At 39.7% G+C, this 15896-nt stretch carries 14 protein-coding genes; 1 reads left to right on the forward strand and 13 read right to left on the reverse strand.

Annotation, left to right across the window (positions count from 1 at the left end; genetic code table 11):
• Positions 1-207 precede the first annotated feature (207 nt).
• The gene (locus tag F3D68_RS08600) at positions 208-861 is read left to right on the forward strand and encodes a DedA family protein (protein WP_117003280.1); all 654 of its coding nucleotides are present in this window, start codon (positions 208-210) and stop codon (positions 859-861) included.
• Positions 862-1070: 209 nt separating this feature from the next.
• On the opposite strand, the gene dacB is transcribed toward F3D68_RS08600, so the two are convergent.
• From dacB to F3D68_RS08665, 13 genes are all read right to left on the reverse strand, one after another.
• Positions 1071-2465: a D-alanyl-D-alanine carboxypeptidase/D-alanyl-D-alanine-endopeptidase gene (gene dacB, locus F3D68_RS08605; protein WP_151194032.1), complete on the reverse strand. Its 1395-nt coding sequence runs from the start codon at positions 2463-2465 to the stop codon at positions 1071-1073.
• A 78-nt stretch (positions 2466-2543) separates the two neighbouring features.
• Entirely contained in the window at positions 2544-3935 is a 1392-nt protein-coding gene (locus F3D68_RS08610) for a phosphomannomutase/phosphoglucomutase (protein WP_151194033.1), read from the reverse strand.
• Positions 3936-3972: 37 nt separating this feature from the next.
• Positions 3973-5154, reverse strand: coding sequence for a class I SAM-dependent methyltransferase (locus tag F3D68_RS08615; protein WP_151194034.1), 1182 nt, complete (start codon positions 5152-5154; stop codon positions 3973-3975).
• 2 nt (positions 5155-5156) lie between these two features.
• Positions 5157-6011 (reverse strand): 23S rRNA pseudouridine(2605) synthase RluB, encoded by an 855-nt coding sequence (gene rluB / locus F3D68_RS08620; protein ID WP_151194035.1) that lies wholly within the window; start codon positions 6009-6011, stop codon positions 5157-5159.
• A gap of 28 nt (positions 6012-6039) precedes the next feature.
• On the reverse strand, positions 6040-7791 hold the full coding sequence (locus F3D68_RS08625) for an alpha/beta fold hydrolase (RefSeq protein ID WP_151194036.1): 1752 nt from the start codon (positions 7789-7791) through the stop codon (positions 6040-6042).
• Positions 7792-7800: 9 nt separating this feature from the next.
• Positions 7801-8553: a type IV pilus biogenesis/stability protein PilW gene (gene pilW, locus F3D68_RS08630; RefSeq protein ID WP_151194037.1), complete on the reverse strand. Its 753-nt coding sequence runs from the start codon at positions 8551-8553 to the stop codon at positions 7801-7803.
• Positions 8553-9677 (reverse strand): 23S rRNA (adenine(2503)-C(2))-methyltransferase RlmN, encoded by a 1125-nt coding sequence (gene rlmN, locus F3D68_RS08635; protein ID WP_151194038.1) that lies wholly within the window; start codon positions 9675-9677, stop codon positions 8553-8555. Before rlmN ends, pilW begins: the two co-directional genes overlap by 1 nt.
• 146 nt (positions 9678-9823) lie before the next feature.
• Positions 9824-11149, reverse strand: coding sequence for an amino acid permease (locus F3D68_RS08640; RefSeq protein ID WP_151194039.1), 1326 nt, complete (start codon positions 11147-11149; stop codon positions 9824-9826).
• A 226-nt stretch (positions 11150-11375) separates the two neighbouring features.
• On the reverse strand, positions 11376-11735 hold the full coding sequence (rplT, locus tag F3D68_RS08645; RefSeq protein WP_117003271.1) for a 50S ribosomal protein L20: 360 nt from the start codon (positions 11733-11735) through the stop codon (positions 11376-11378).
• Between the two features lie 34 nt (positions 11736-11769).
• The gene (gene rpmI / locus F3D68_RS08650) at positions 11770-11967 is read right to left on the reverse strand and encodes a 50S ribosomal protein L35 (protein WP_117003270.1); all 198 of its coding nucleotides are present in this window, start codon (positions 11965-11967) and stop codon (positions 11770-11772) included.
• A 58-nt stretch (positions 11968-12025) separates the two neighbouring features.
• Positions 12026-12547: a translation initiation factor IF-3 gene (gene infC / locus F3D68_RS08655; RefSeq protein ID WP_151194040.1), complete on the reverse strand. Its 522-nt coding sequence runs from the start codon at positions 12545-12547 to the stop codon at positions 12026-12028.
• Between the two features lie 11 nt (positions 12548-12558).
• Positions 12559-14490 carry a threonine--tRNA ligase gene (thrS, locus tag F3D68_RS08660; RefSeq protein ID WP_151194041.1) on the reverse strand — a complete coding sequence of 644 codons (1932 nt, stop codon included), beginning with the start codon at positions 14488-14490 and terminating at the stop codon, positions 12559-12561.
• 137 nt (positions 14491-14627) lie between these two features.
• Positions 14628-15839 carry a sugar transferase gene (locus F3D68_RS08665; RefSeq protein ID WP_151194042.1) on the reverse strand — a complete coding sequence of 404 codons (1212 nt, stop codon included), beginning with the start codon at positions 15837-15839 and terminating at the stop codon, positions 14628-14630.
• Between the last annotated feature and the right edge of the window lie 57 nt (positions 15840-15896).

The raw sequence follows: 15896 nt of genomic DNA on the forward strand, positions 1-15896 counted from the left end.
GTCGATCACGTCTCCACAAAAAATCAAAAAAAATCTGTAGTGCCTTAACTCAACTTTGTGTATGGCTCAATGCCTTATGCTGTCTACGTTTCAGAAATTTTGCTTACCAAGTTGGGTATAGTTAATAAGGTTTTCATAGCCCCTCTAGCAATCTCTCGTTATAATGCAGCCAACTTAATTTTGCTAAGAGAAGGCCTTCGCTGTTTTATGGATTTGATACACTACCTTGTTGACTTTGTACTCAACCTAAATGTTCATATGAACACACTAGTTAACACCTTTGGACTTTGGACTTATGCGCTGTTATTTTTAATTATTTTTTGCGAGACTGGCTTAGTAATTATGCCTTTTTTGCCCGGTGATTCTTTATTATTTGCCGTTGGTATTATTACCGCAACCACCAATCTAAATGTTCATTTAATGGTGTTTGTCTTAGCGTTTGCTGCAATTTTGGGTGATAACGTTAACTATTGGGTGGGTCATTTGTTTGGTGAGAAGCTTTTTAAACCTGATGCTAAAATTCTTAAAACCTCTCATCTTGAAAAAACCCATCAGTTTTTTGAAAAGTATGGTGCCAAAGCCATTATTATTGCGCGTTTTGTGCCGATTATTCGCACCTTCACGCCATTTGCTGCTGGTATGGGTGAGATGCCCTATCGCCGCTTTATCACTTTAAGTGTTATTGCCGCATTTATCTGGGTCGGATCAATCACCTATCTTGGCTATTTCTTTAGTAACATTCCGTTTATGCAAGAAAACTTCAGCTACCTTGTTATTGCGATTATTCTTGTTTCAATCATGCCTGCAATTATTGAAATAATTAAAAAGCGTCGCTCACTTAAAAAACAAAAGAGCAATTAACCTCATCCACTTCAGGCGCAATACATTTTGTATGATTCGGTATGTTTATTAATTAACAGATTATTGATAATCTAACCCCATCTTAGCCAGTTCAAAGAAAGCTAATACATTATTGCAATACTCTGGGGGGAGGATAGGGTGTTTAGCAAAGTTAAGACAGAAACAAGATCTTAATTTTGTTAAACTTGCCCTTAGAAGACGTTAAATTTTCACTGTTTAGGTAGATACAGCGTTTGCAAGATATCGTCTTGTAACTGAAGCGCTTGCTTTTTCTGTGATGTGAGTAGATTTCCAATCAAGATCGAGAACACATACTGCTGACCATCCTGCGCTTTGATATAACCAGATAACGCTATAGATGTTGTTCCTGAGCCTGTTTTGGCAAAGACTTTACCCACCAATTCTTGATTATTACGCCATTTTAAAGTGCCTGATTGTCCATAGACTGGAAGTGACATTTTGAAAATATTAAAGCTTTTCTGTGATTGCATTTTATAAAGCAAATCAACGATGAAATCCGTATTTAACAAATCATTTTCTGACATGCCTGCACCATCTTCCAATTGAATATCATCCGTATTAAGTGCAAGCTTTTTATGCAAAATTTCCAGCATGGCATTTTTACCACTGACCAGACTGCCTACTTGATGTGCTTTATAACCTAAAGTTCTTAATAAGCTTTGCGCATAAAGATTATCAGAAAGCACAAGCATATGCTTAAGCAAAGCAGATAAATCAGGTGAGTTATGTAGACTGATGAGTTTGAGGCTAGCGGGTTTACCATTGATTTCTTTGATACTACCTTTGAAGCCTACATCTAGCTTTTTAAGTTGCTGTTGCAACACTTTCTCAAACATTTTGTGAGGGTTGGTAATCGCAAATTTAAAGGTGAAATCCCCTTTTGGTAAACAGCCTGCTAAAATAAGCTTATTTTGCGCAGTCATACTTGCATTAAACTGGCACGTTTTAAGCATATTATCGTCAGCGGCTAACAGCTTATTATCATAATCTATTGTCTCGCCACCGAGCTTATCCACCTTGAAATAATTCTCTTGAGATTGAAGCTTTAAAATCACTTGGTTTTCATTCAAAGTATATGCTGAGCTTTGCGTGCCAAAGCCAAACACACTATCACTTTGACTTTGGTTAATCGGATAATCGCGTCCTTGAAATTGTTGATTAATGAGATAAATATTTCCCGCAATTGATTTAATATGATGCTGCGAAAGACCCTGAAGCAACGCTGCCAATGCTTCAGATGTCAAACTTGGATCACCTGATAAATCAATATATACATTATCAACGCCTTTTTGATCTTTGCGATCATAATAAAGTTTCGTTTTATATTGATAATTTTGCCCCAAGCTCAACAATGCCGCTGCCGCTGTCAAAAGCTTGGCAATACTTGCTGGCATTATGTTCTTTTGACTATTGAATGCTAATACCGTTTTACCCTCTTTTGCATTAATCACTTTTACCGCAACCAGTGCACTCTCTAAATGATAAGTGCCAATTGCTGAAGTTAGTGTTCTCTCAAGCTGAGTATTAGCAGGACTTAACTGTGTTGCAGCAACAGCTAAAATTATTGTGAATATCACACGCATACATGTGCTCCTTATGCTTTTTCCAAGTAACTCCAGTTACTAAAATGATTTATGAGCGGGATAAAACTATCAGGCAGATCATACGGCACAGGTATTTATAACCGACTCAACCCACTGGCTAAAATCATCTTTAATGCGCGTTAGCGCCTCTTCGCTATCTGCCTCAAAACGCAAGACTAAGCATGGTGTGGTGTTCGATGCGCGAACCAATCCCCAGCCATCTTCAAACTCAACACGCACACCATCAATGGTAATGACTTTTGCATTATTGAACTTTGTATCTGCCTGCTTCACTAAGCTATCGACCACCGCAAATTTTTGTTCTTCAGTGACTTCAATATTGATTTCAGGGGTGTTGATACTTTGTGGAATACGTGCAAAGATTTGATCTAGAGACGCATCACTATTTGCCAGAATATCTAATAATCTAACTCCCGTGTATAAACCATCATCAAAACCAAGCCAGCGATCATTAAAGAACGTATGCCCACTCATCTCTCCGGCAAGCTCAGCACCCGTTTCTTTGATTTTCTTTTTAATCAGCGCATGTCCTGTTTGTGACATCACCGGCTTGCCACCTAGATTCTCAACAAATTCAGCAAGATTCTTAGTACATTTAACATCAAATAAGATGGTCGCTTGTGGATGGACTTTTAATACATCTTCGGCATAAAGCATCAACTGACGATCTGGGAAGATATTCTCACCCTTAGGTGTGATCACACCTAAGCGATCACCATCACCATCAAAGGCCAAACCAACATCAGCATTATGTGTTTTAACCGCAGCGATAAGGTCTTTTAAATTAGCAGGCTTACTTGGATCAGGATGATGATTTGGGAATGTGCCATCAATCTCACAAAATAGCTCAATGACTTCGCATCCTAGCTTTCTAAACAATTTAGGAGCAATTTCACCTGTGATGCCATTACCTGCATCAATCACAATTTTTAACGGTTTAGCAAGCTTTTCTTGTTTGGCAATATAATCAATGTACTTATCATCAATCGCAAGTGATTGATAAGCACCAACTTTATATTCTTTTGCTTCACCTTTTATAATGATTTTCTTTAATACTTGAATATCATCTTGCGCTAAGGTGTGCCCGCCAATCATCATTTTAAGACCATTGTAATTCGCGGGATTATGACTACCTGTCAACATAATCCCGGTGCCATTGCCTTGTGTTTTCGCAGCAAAATAAAGTACAGGTGTTGGCACCGCTCCAACATCAATCACGTCACAGCCTCCGGCTTGCAAACCGTCTGCTAATGACTTTAATAAGCTTGGGCCTGATAAACGACCATCTCGCGCGATAAAAACCTTCTGCTCACCGTGTAGACGTGCTTGTTGCGCGAATGCTACACCGATATTAAACACAACGTTCTCATTTAGATCTTCAGGATAAGTCCCACGAATATCATACGCTCTAAAAATATGCTCAGGTGTTAATGCATTTTCTTTAAACAATTTACAACTCCTTTAACTTTTATATCTTTTACATATTTCACAATAAATAACTTACATCAATATCATCAAATGCTTCAATCACATCATCATAGTCAACAGATAACGCCATGACTTTAAAATTCTCAGCTAACTCAGTGCTTAGTGTCAGTAATTTCAATTCTTGATTTAATCGTAATTTCTCTTTTTCATTTAAATCTGTTTGCTGCTTTTCATAAGCACACATAATTCCTGCTTGGCTTAAAAAACTGCCTTGTGTGGCAAAACCATCAAGCACAAAGCCAAGATTTTCAGCATATTCAGCAATAGCTGTAAAATCAACATGTGCCGTGATATCTTGCACACCAGCATAAATCAACGGATTATCATGCACATGGTGCTTGAAATAACATTGCAATGTGCCTTTACTACGCGCACTGCTGTAATACAAATCACGCTGATAACCATAATCACAGATAAAAACCACACCACGGTTTAACACGCTATGAATTGATGTTAACCATGGCTCAATCCATAGGTTAATCTCAGTTTGGTAATCTTCAATGGATAATAATCTTTGTAATGGTAAGCGATTAATCGCTGCTGCTAATAACGGATCCGTAATCTCTTGATCACACCAAATAAATTGATCTTGTTGATGATCGACCATCATGCGTTTTGCTGCTGTATCCTTAATAGATATCAACTCAACCGGCATGGCATCGATTACTTCATTGGCAAAGACAATGGCATCAAGCTTTTCTATTGGCAATTTATCCAACCAATGAATATGCTGGTGATAATCCCCTACTGACTTTAATAAGCGTTGTTGCTCAAGCTTCAAATCAGGACTTAGCTCAATAATATAATAAGCATGAGGCAAAGCATTAAGAGACTTAAGCTGTTGCAGACAATCCAAAGCAAATTTTCCCGTACCCGCACCAAACTCAATAATGACCGGATTGCCACCCAGTTTTGGCAAGATATCCGCAAATTGTAAGGCAAAGGTTTGCCCAAAAAGGCTTGAGCTCATCGGTGCTGTCATAAAGTCACCTGATTCACCAAGCTTTGGTTTATTTGCTGTGTAATACCCTAAACTTGGCGCATATAGCGCCTCTTGCATAAAACGCTGAAAGCTAATGGGTGCTTTGTTATTAGCAATGACCTTGGCAATATGAGCATACATTTCTGCCACACGCAAACGCTCATCTGAATTTAATTCTGGCAGGATTGTTTGATTCATTATTAACGCTTACGATCTAATTTATCCAATAAACTCTTAGGGAAATAAAAACGTCTCATTTGAACACTTTGACGCAAAGCATTAACATCCTGTGGGCTTAGCTCTTCTGATTTACCGGCACTTAAATACCTAGGTAAAGTAAGATTGCCATAACGCACACGTGTTAAACGGCTTATTTGCACGCCAACAGCTTCAAACATTCGTCTTACTTCACGATTTCGACCTTCTGACAAGGTCACATGATACCATTTGTTTATGCCCTCTCCACCTACAAAGCGCACAGTGCTGAACTTCGCCTCACCATCGTCAAGCATAATGCCCATTTTAAGCTGCTCGATCACGCTATCTTCAATATCACCGAATAAACGCACGGCATATTCACGCTCAACTTCATATGATGGATGCATTAAGCGATTAGCAAGCTCACCATCAGTAGTAAATAGCAATAATCCTGTGGTGTTAATATCTAAGCGCCCCACCATAATCCAACGCCCGATTTTCAATCTTGGCAAGGCATCAAATACTGTTTTGCGCCCTTCAGGATCACTCTTTGTGCAAATCTCGCCATCTGGCTTATTATAAATAATCACTCGCGGACGCGATAATACAACTGCTTGGTTACGTAATGGTTTGCCATCGACAATGATCTTATCATCAAATGACGCACGATCGCCGATTTGTGCAACTTTACCATTCACACTCACGCGTCCAGCGAGAATTTTCTCCTCCATCTTGCGCCGTGAACCAAGACCTGCTAACGCTAAGAGTTTCTGCAGCTTGTCTTTATGATCACTATTTGATTTAGGATTTCGATTATTTTTGTTATTTTGGTTGTTTTGCTTGTTTTGATTACGCATTTTTATGTACTTCGTAGAATAAATTCAATTACTGCGGGAACTTTACCCCATTTTCACTCATTCGCCAAGAAAAGTGTTCATATACGCCTGTTTTTCCTTGCTCAATTAATTGGTAGATTTCCTCTTGGCTGATCTCAAAATCCGTGCCCATAATATCCAAGGTATCAACGAAAACAACACGATTCCAATTGCTTGGCTCTAAGTGTCGCTTAAGTGAGGCTAATGAATAAAACTTCATAAACTCTCGGGTGAATTCAAAAATATGCCCTATCTTATGAAACCCTTGTGAACCTTTGCGCATTTGCTTTAAGGGGTCTTCTTTAGGATCTAAACGAAAGCCTAAGGTTTCGGTATTAAACACTTCATCATTTGACGCACCGTCATACAAGGCATTAAGCGTATTGTGCATATACTTTTTATCATCGAATAATTCTAAAGGACAATTCCAAATTAGTCCGCCATCGACAAGAACATTCTCTTGAGCCCCATCTTTGCGCTTAACTGCGCGAAATAACATCGGGATACATGTCGAGATTCTAAGTGCTTCGACCACTTGCATCGTTGGCGTTGTCTCAGCACTATAAACTTCCGCACACTCTTTGGTAAGGTTAGTGCCAATAATATATAAATCATTACCGGTTAGTTTTTTCATTGTCGCAAAATCGATATAACCATCGCCAAGTTTTCGCGCAATAAGCTCAGCCATATGACTGATAAAGAAGTCTCCTTTATACCAGCCAAAATCAGTAATTAAACGTGTTGAGTTACTGATAAAATTGCGACTAGCATCCATAAATAGCCGATAATCAAGCTTACTTACAATTTCCTCGACATCTTTGGCATTAAAGCCAACTGCCAACAAAATCGCATAAATCGCACCGGCTGAAGTACCTGCAAAACGATGAATATTTTTTAAAACGCCCAATGATTCAAGTGCAGTAATCGCACCACTATAGGCAATTCCTCTGACACCTGCGCCCTCAAATACCAGATTGCGAAAGGCATGAATATTTAACTCATCGATCGTCTGACTTAAAAAGTGATTAACCCGTGTTTTCGATTGTCGCATTGGAAAAGGTGAAATGCTTTCAAGCGGTTTAACACGTGCACGATAAAAGACCTTGTAGAAGTTATCAACCCGCTCACGCTTAGCTGGCAGATATTTTACTGAACGCAACACCATAGTTTTAATGCGTAACTTACTTGAGTGTATATCCAAAGCAGGCAAGCTTAATAATGCTTGGTAATATGCTCTAATCACCCATAACCGTGGCAAGCTAGCACTATTATTGCCCTGCGACTCAACTTGTGCTTCATTTAAACGAAAAAAACGATAGCCCCATGAAAATGGCCATTGTAAATACCATGGCACATCGGTTAATTGTTCATAAGGGATCGGATTAATTAATAATTGTTTTTGAATCAATTTCGGATATTTTTCACATAACAGCAAGCTAATCAATGCGCTATAGCCATAAGCAATAATCGTGATATTTTCAAGTTTGAAATATTCAATCACGCTTTGTGCATCAAGCACACTTTGCACCATTGAGCATTCAATGACTTTTTTAGGGCGACCACTTTGCCCATGACCATATAAGTCATAAGCCACGATATTATACTCAGGTGAGAACTTCCTAAATTGCGCCTGCCAGTTAATTGCACTTCCGGTAATACCATGCAAAAAAAGTAACGTCTTGCGTTTGTGATCAATCTCATTGTGATAAACACACAGCCTGCGATTGGTTCTAAACAAGCGCTTGGTCATCGATAGAATCATCTAGATACCTTACTCGTACAATTTCGAGCTCAGCTGCAAGCGTAAGGTTGCCGCTTCATTGTAATTACCTAAGGCTTGTAATATATCCATCTTAAGCTTGATATTCTCTTGTGTCTTACCCGCTAATTCAATATAACGATTAACCATACTAAGCGCATCTTTATAGTCTCTTTCATGATACTCAAGTTGCGCAAGCTCCCAGTAAGACAAAGTACTTCCAGCCCCCTGATCTATCGCTTTCTCAAAATAGCGCTTGGCTTGTTTACTATCACCCTGTTCTAACAAGCAACGCCCATAAAGGGTAAAAGTCTCAGCTAAATTAATATTTTTTGGCAGGACAATTGAGCGCTGAAATAAACTATTGGCTTGTTGATATTGATGCTTATCCATGCATAAAAATTGCGCATAGAAATTATAGGCTTGGAAATCATCTGGTGCCATACGTAATGCTTTTTCATAAGAGCGCTCAGCAAGATCTGGCATGCCTAAGTTTTGATAATACAAGCCTTCGGCATAATAAATTGTCGGCACATTAGCATCTTGTGACTTGGCTTTTAAGAGCTTCTCTTTGGCACGATCAAGCATCTCACGTTGCGCGTAAACAACGGCTAATTCAGCATTAATCTTTGCCGCTTTAGCATAATCAACAGTAGGTGCCTCGGGGATATCTGGTAATTGTTTGGAATTGCTAGCACACCCAGCTATCATTACAATCGATATAAAAAGTCCTGCCTTGACCAATGGATTCCTTGTTTTTAGCATTATGCCTCACTTAAGCTACGTTGATATCGCGCCTGACGCTTGGTTTTATCCTGCACTTTGCCTGCAAGTTGACCGCATGCTGCATCAATATCATCACCTCTGGTTTTTCTAATCGTTACCACGAAACCTGCTTCCATCAAATATTGCTGAAAGCGATGTGTTCGGTTATTGCTTGGCTTCTTATATGGCGTACCAGGATATGGGTTAAATGGTATAAGGTTGATCTTAGCCGGAACCTGTTTTGACTTCAATAGTGTTACTAGCTCTTTTGCATGCTCAAGCTCGTCGTTAACATGCTCCATTAGCGTGTACTCAAAGGTGATTTCTTTATGTGGACCACGTTGCGCGTAAAGCTTACATGCTGCCATTAGCTCATCAATATTATATTTCTTATTAATCGGCACCAGTTCATTGCGAAGCGCATCATTTGGCGCGTGTAGTGATACGGCTAATGAGACATCTGACTGCTCAAGTAGATCATAAATACGCGGCACAACACCCGATGTACTTAGTGTCACACGACGCTTTGACAAGCCATATGCCAGATCATCCATCATAATATCCATCGCACTGACTACAGCATCAAAGTTCATCAATGGCTCACCCATGCCCATCATCACCACATTGGTCACGTGTCTATCATGCTCACCTTGTTGCTTTGATAATGCACGCACTGCTGTCCACACTTGACCAATAATTTCAGCAATGGTTAAATTACGATTGAAGCCTTGCTTGCCCGTTGAGCAAAAACTACAGTTCAACGTGCAACCCACTTGTGAAGATACACACAATGTACCACGCGCGCCTTCTGGGATATAAACGGTTTCAACCAGATTACCACCCACATCGATAAGCCATTTATGCGTGCCATCATTTGATGGCTTATCTAATACCACTTTAGGAGCGACCACTTCAGCCACATCCATCAGCTTCTGACGCAAGGCTTTACTTAAATCACTCATGTCATCAAAAGATGTGATACCCTTTTGATGAATCCACTTAAACACTTGTTTGGCTCGAAATGGTTTCTCGTCAATACTTGCAAAGTAGATTTGCAAGTCTTTTTGACAGAAATTCATTAGGTTTATTTTTGTTACTACTTTCTCAATTGCCGTATCTTGCATCTATATACTCTGTGTCGTTTTATTCTATTGATTGAATCACCAAAGTTACGCACTTTTTCTAAAATGCGTAACGTTAATTAATCAATGATATGATTGCATAGGGCATTATACAGATGATTATTTTGCGTTCAATGATTTTGTGAGATCTACTGACCTTTTCTTTGTAAATTAACCCACTCAGCAATCGCATAAATTGGTGTGCCCAGAAAGAACAGAATCATGCCATAGTAGACAACTTCCTGCCCTGAGCCTAATATTGTCCAGAATGAATAAGCGCACGCGAGTACGGCAACAATAATCGACATTTGCCAAAATGGGCTGTTTTTATCTTGCTGTTTAATCACTAGAATATTCGATATCGTCGTGTAAAAGTAAGGGACTAATGCGGTTAAAACTGCCATAAGAATGATCAACTCAAACTGCTCAACTAAAGCTTTTGACATCGTCAATAACAATAATATCGTCATGAGCACGCCTGATAAGATCAAGCTAAAACTTGGTGCACCATAGCGATTTTCTTTGGCAAATATTTTTGGGAAAAGATTAGTTTGAGCAATTGATTTTGAGACCACTGCCGTTACCATAATCCAACCATTAAGTGTGCCTAAGCACGCAATCACTGCAGCGATGGCAATAAAGACACCACCAGCCTGACCAATAATTTCTGTTGCAGCTAGAGCAAATGGCGCATTCGAGTTTGCAAGCTCTGCTGCGGGCACCATACCCATAATCACTGTAGAACTCGCGATATAAATAAATGCCGCAATCAATGTGCCGGTTAATGTCGCCAATGGAATGGTTTTTTGTGGGTTTTTAACTTTGCTTGCCGTCACTGCGGCAGACTCCAAACCAATAAACGCCCAAAGGGTCAATGAAGCAGCAGCACTTAATGCACTTAAGCTTGAGCTATCGGTACGGTTAAACTCTAAATAATACTCTGGATGAATATACCAAACTCCAGAAAAAATGATAAAAAGCAACGGAATCGTTTTACCAATCATTGATAGTAGTTGCAGCCATCCAACCGTGCGCGCACCAAACATATTAAAGAAAGTAATGATCCAAATAATGCCAATCGCAGTAATCGCAGTCATTAACTTATCTGACAAAATCGGGAAAAAGAAACTCAAGTACCCGACCATTGCCAAAGAGATTGCGCAGTTTCCTACCCATAATGACACCCAATAGCCAAAACCGCTTTGAAAGCCTAGAAAGTTACCCATCCCCACACGTACATAAGTGTAAGGTCCCCCATCAACCTTGGGTACCAAGCGACTAAAGCTGCAAAAAACAAGTGCTAATAACACCGAACCAATGGCCGTGAAAATCCACGCCAAAATACTAATTGAACCAAACTTTGCCAAACCTGATGGCAATAAAAATATCCCCGAGCCAACCATATTGCCAGAAACTAGCGCCACTAGCATCCAAAAGCTCATATATTGATTCTTTCCACTTTTTACATTCTGCATTAGAGCATTCCCCTAGCGTTTTATATTCTCTACTCAATAATAGTCAAAATAAATACCATAGTATAAGCAACTATTAAAGTAACCCTTTGTTAACAGCAGTTACCATGACAGGATTTATCCTCAATGAACAGACACAAAATCATACGATTTTAGATAATTAAAAAGTACGCATAAAAAAAGGGTGTACTGCTTCCAGCACACCCTTTAATTCAACTCGCGCTTACTATTAAGCTGCTAATGCTGATTTTGCTTTTTCAACTAATTGCGCAAATGCATCTTTGTTGAATACTGCTAACTCAGCCAATACTTTACGATCAAGCTCAATGTTCGCTTTTTTCAAGCCATTTATAAATAGGCTATAGCTTAGATCATGCTGACGCGCTGCGGCATTGATACGCACAATCCAAAGTGCTCTGAACTGTCTTTTTCTCTGCTTACGGTCACGATACGCATATTGACCTGCTTTGATAACCGCTTGCTTAGCAACACGGTACACACGCGAGCGCGCACCATAATAGCCTTTGGCTTGTTTTAAAATCTTCTTATGACGACGACGTGCTTCCACGCCTCTTTTTACTCTAGGCATAATCTACTCCACTTTAAAAAATTGTTACTAACACTTATGCATACGGCATTTGTTGATTCAAACTTGGTACGTCTGCTTTAGCAACTTGAGACATACCACGTAAATGACGCTTACGCTTAGTTGTCATCTTCGTGTTAATGTGAGCGCGGTTCGCTGAACGATGCTTAAAACCACCCTTACCAGTTCTTTTAAAGCGCTTAGCAGCACCTCGGTTTGTTTTTATTTTTGGCATAATATACTCCGCATTTTACCATTTTTATGACATGTTCAAGCTTGCGCCTGACATGCGATTATTTTTTCTTAGGTCCTAAGACCATAACCATTTGGCGACCTTCCATTTTCGGTCGGTGCTCAACCACGCCGTATTCGTCTAAGTCAGCTTCCAAGCGTTTAAGCATATCAACACCTAACTCTTGATGCGCCATCTCACGACCTCTAAAACGAACAGTGATCTTGACTTTATCGCCACTTTCTAGAAACTTTATCAGGTTGCGTAGTTTTACCTGATAGTCCCCAACATCAGTTCCAGGACGGATTTTAATTTCCTTGACCTGCATCTGCTTTTGCTTCTTTTTTGCAGCGGCTTTTTTCTTGCCTTGTTCAAACAAGAATTTGCCATAATCCATGATACGGCACACTGGTGGCTCTGCCTGTGAGGAGATTTCCACCAAGTCCATACCATGTTCTTCTGCCTGTGTTAACGCTTGTCTTAACGACACAACGCCAATTTGCTCTCCTTCCGGTCCGATCAAACGGACTTCTTTTGCCTTAATATTTTCATTAATCGGCACTTTCTGGTCTGCTTTGTTAATAACTCAAACTCCTAATTTAGGTTTTCTAGGCTTACTCGACCTTTTTTCTCAATTTCTGACAACAAAAGCTCAGCAAGTGCATCAATCGTTAATGCACCCAGATCGCTACCATCTTGTTTTCTGACGGTGATCTGACCCAAAGACTGCTCTTTTTCTCCAGCAATCGCCATAAACGGCACTCGTGCTAAAGTGTGCTCGCGGATTTTAAACCCTATTTTTTCATTTCTCAAGTCAATTTGTGTACGAATACCAAGTTTTCTTAATTTTTGCTCAACTTCTTTGAGATATTGATCTTGTTTATTGCTAATTCCAGTCAACACCACTTGGATCGGCGACAACCACACTGGCAATTTACCCGCATAATGTTCAATCAAGACACCAATAAAACGCTCGAGTGAACCAACGATCGCGCGATGCAACATCACCGGCACTTGCTTATCACTATTTTCATCAATAAATGTCGCACCCAAGCGCATCGGCATCGATAAATCCAGCTGAATCGTACCACACTGCCAACTGCGGCCTATCGCATCTTTTAAATGAAATTCAATTTTTGGTCCATAAAAAGCACCTTCTCCAGGCAAATACTCAAAAGCCACCTTTTGATTATTAAGCGCATCGGCTAAGGCTTTTTCTGATTTATCCCAGATCTCATCGGAGCCGACACGATTTTCAGGACGAAGTGCGAGTTTGACATCAAAATCAGTAAAGCCGAAATCACGATAAACCTCAAAACATTGCTCAACCATTTGCGCCACTTCAGCTTCGATTTGCGCCTCTGTGCAGAAAATATGCCCATCATCTTGTGTGAAACTTCTGACACGCAACAACCCGTGCAAAGCACCCGATGCCTCATTTCTGTGGACAACACCAAACTCTGCCATGCGAATCGGTAAGTCACGATAGCTATGCAAATGATGATTATAAACCTGAACGCAAGTTGGGCAATTCATTGGGCGAATCGCATATTCACGATTTTCCGAATGCGTCATAAACATATTCTCAGCATATTTTGCGGCATGTCCTGACTTCTGCCACATCGAGATATCAGCAATCAATGGCGTTCTGATCTCAGTACAGCCATATTTTTCGTTCGATGAACGCATATAATCCTCAACAACACGCCAAATAGCAGTGCCCTTTGGATGCCAAAAAGCAATACCAGGGGATTCTTCTTGAAAGTGATATAAATCAAGCGCCTTGCCAATCTTACGGTGATCGCGCTTCTCAGCTTCTTCAAGACGTGTCAAATATTGCTTTAACTGCTTTTTATCCGCCCAGCACGTGCCATAAATACGCGTTAACATCTCATTCTTTGAGTCTCCACGCCAATAAGCGCCCGCCACACGCATTAATTTAAAAGCCTTTAGATGCGATGTATTTGGCACATGTGGTCCACGACACAAATCAGTAAAATCACCCTGTGAGTATAAACTTAATACTTCTCCTTGCGGCAAATCAGCAATAATTTCAGCTTTATATTTCTCGCCAATAGCTTCAAAGTAAGTGATCGCATCATCACGTGATTTAACAGCACGTGTCACATCTTCCGCCTGTGCCGCTAATTCATACATACGCTTTTCGATCTTTTCTAAATCTTCAGGGGTAAACGCACGCTCATAAGCAAAGTCATAATAAAAGCCATCTTCAATCACAGGACCAATTGTTACCTGCGCATGAGGATAAAGCTGTTTGACCGCTTGCGCTAACAAGTGCGCACAAGAGTGACGTAGAATTTCTAAACCCTTATCGTCTTTTGCCGTAATTAAGGTCAAGGTTGCATCATGCTCCACAATAAAACTCGTATCTACTTCTTTGCCATTAACAATACCAGCCAAGGTGGCTTTCGCTAAGCCCTGCCCAATATCCAAGGCAATGTTATACACAGAAATAGGTTTCTCAAACGCACGCTGCGACCCGTCCGGCAAAGTAATTACAGGCATTATTCACTCCAGATGTTATTGTTTTCATTCGGCTTGCTTTCACTTTAAGCAAAGCAACAAGTCTATAGGTAAAGTATTTTCGAGGATTACAGTAGCAGCTGTCAAGCGTTGTGATTTTGTTTCAGCGGTTACTGCCATCATTTAGCGCCAAACCCAGTTAAAATGGTATAAATCGTCTTCATAACAATCTTAAGATCCATAATAAGTGAGTAATGTTTTACATAATATAAATCATATTGCAGCTTTTCATAATTACCATCAGCACCTGTCGTATGCCCTTGAGTCACTTGCGCCCACCCTGTGATCCCCGGTCTTACAATATGTCTTAATCGATATAACGGGATTTCTTTTTCAAACTGTCGCGCGGTTTCTATCCATTCAGGGCGTGGACCGATAAGACTCATATCACCTTTTAGAATATTTAAAAACTGCGGCAATTCATCAATTCTAAATTTACGCATAAACGCACCAAATTTGGTAACACGCATATCTCCTGCTACCGTTTCACCTGATTTGTCAGCATTTTTAACCATTGATCTGAATTTATATACTTTAAACGGTTTGTTATTAAAGCCCATTCTTGATTGCATATAAAATACTGGTCTGCCCATGGTAATTAAAATAATCATACCCACCAATGCAAAAACAACGATGAGTAAGGGTAACAAAATAAGTGACAACAAGAATTCCAAACTATTTTTAAGCAAGCGATACCACAATGGGATATTAAATCCAGCATACATCCAGTTTTCCTGCAACTGACTTAAGGACAACCTTTGTTCAATAAGCTCTTCATAGGCTGTTAACGTAAATACAGGGATATCGTGCTGGCTTGCGTGAAAAATTAACTGATTCCAATTATTACTATATTGAAACTTTCGATCAACCACGATGGCATCAATCGTTTTAAGATCATGAGGTGTCACTTCAGCTTTTTGAATCAATTTAACTTTGTGACTCATTGCAACTTTTGACATAAGTTGTGGATGCATCAAAATGCGATAAGGATGTCCAAAGGCACGAATAATCACAAAACGTGCAACACAAACAATCACCAACCAACTGATAATGGCGCAGCCACCCACTAAAAAAACATGTGATGCTTTACGCAATACAATCGTCACCAAAGCAACAATAACAAAAAAGAACAATGAGACGATAATAATATGTGAATAATACTCAAGCAATCTTGTCGAACGTTGATAACGATACAACCAGCTAAAACAAAAAATCACGATCATAAATACAATACTTTCCTGACTGAGACTCCATATATATTCGTAAGCCCAGACAAGTAGCACAAAAACAAGTGCCTCCAAAATAAAACTAATAACCGATGACTTATTCATGCAGCTCAATTAAATAAATTTCTATGGCACTGGAGTATATACTAAAAACGCTGATTT

Source organism: Cysteiniphilum sp. JM-1 (assembly GCF_008711525.1).
GTDB lineage: Bacteria > Pseudomonadota > Gammaproteobacteria > Francisellales > Francisellaceae > Caedibacter.

Bases quoted from the DNA above. Each gene is read 5' to 3' on its own strand.
- F3D68_RS08625 (WP_151194036.1), bottom strand. From the start codon at position 7,791: ATGATTCTATCGATGACCAAGCGCTTGTTTAGAACCAATCGCAGGCTG.
- rluB (WP_151194035.1), bottom strand. From the start codon at position 6,011: ATGCGTAATCAAAACAAGCAAAACAACCAAAATAACAAAAATAATCGA.
- F3D68_RS08600 (WP_117003280.1), top strand. From the start codon at position 208: ATGGATTTGATACACTACCTTGTTGACTTTGTACTCAACCTAAATGTT.
- F3D68_RS08640 (WP_151194039.1), bottom strand. From the start codon at position 11,149: ATGCAGAATGTAAAAAGTGGAAAGAATCAATATATGAGCTTTTGGATG.
- F3D68_RS08615 (WP_151194034.1), bottom strand. From the start codon at position 5,154: ATGAATCAAACAATCCTGCCAGAATTAAATTCAGATGAGCGTTTGCGT.
- dacB (WP_151194032.1), bottom strand. From the start codon at position 2,465: ATGCGTGTGATATTCACAATAATTTTAGCTGTTGCTGCAACACAGTTA.
- pilW (WP_151194037.1), bottom strand. From the start codon at position 8,553: ATGCTAAAAACAAGGAATCCATTGGTCAAGGCAGGACTTTTTATATCG.
- rlmN (WP_151194038.1), bottom strand. From the start codon at position 9,677: ATGCAAGATACGGCAATTGAGAAAGTAGTAACAAAAATAAACCTAATG.
- F3D68_RS08665 (WP_151194042.1), bottom strand. From the start codon at position 15,839: ATGAATAAGTCATCGGTTATTAGTTTTATTTTGGAGGCACTTGTTTTT.
- rpmI (WP_117003270.1), bottom strand. From the start codon at position 11,967: ATGCCAAAAATAAAAACAAACCGAGGTGCTGCTAAGCGCTTTAAAAGA.
- thrS (WP_151194041.1), bottom strand. From the start codon at position 14,490: ATGCCTGTAATTACTTTGCCGGACGGGTCGCAGCGTGCGTTTGAGAAA.
- rplT (WP_117003271.1), bottom strand. From the start codon at position 11,735: ATGCCTAGAGTAAAAAGAGGCGTGGAAGCACGTCGTCGTCATAAGAAG.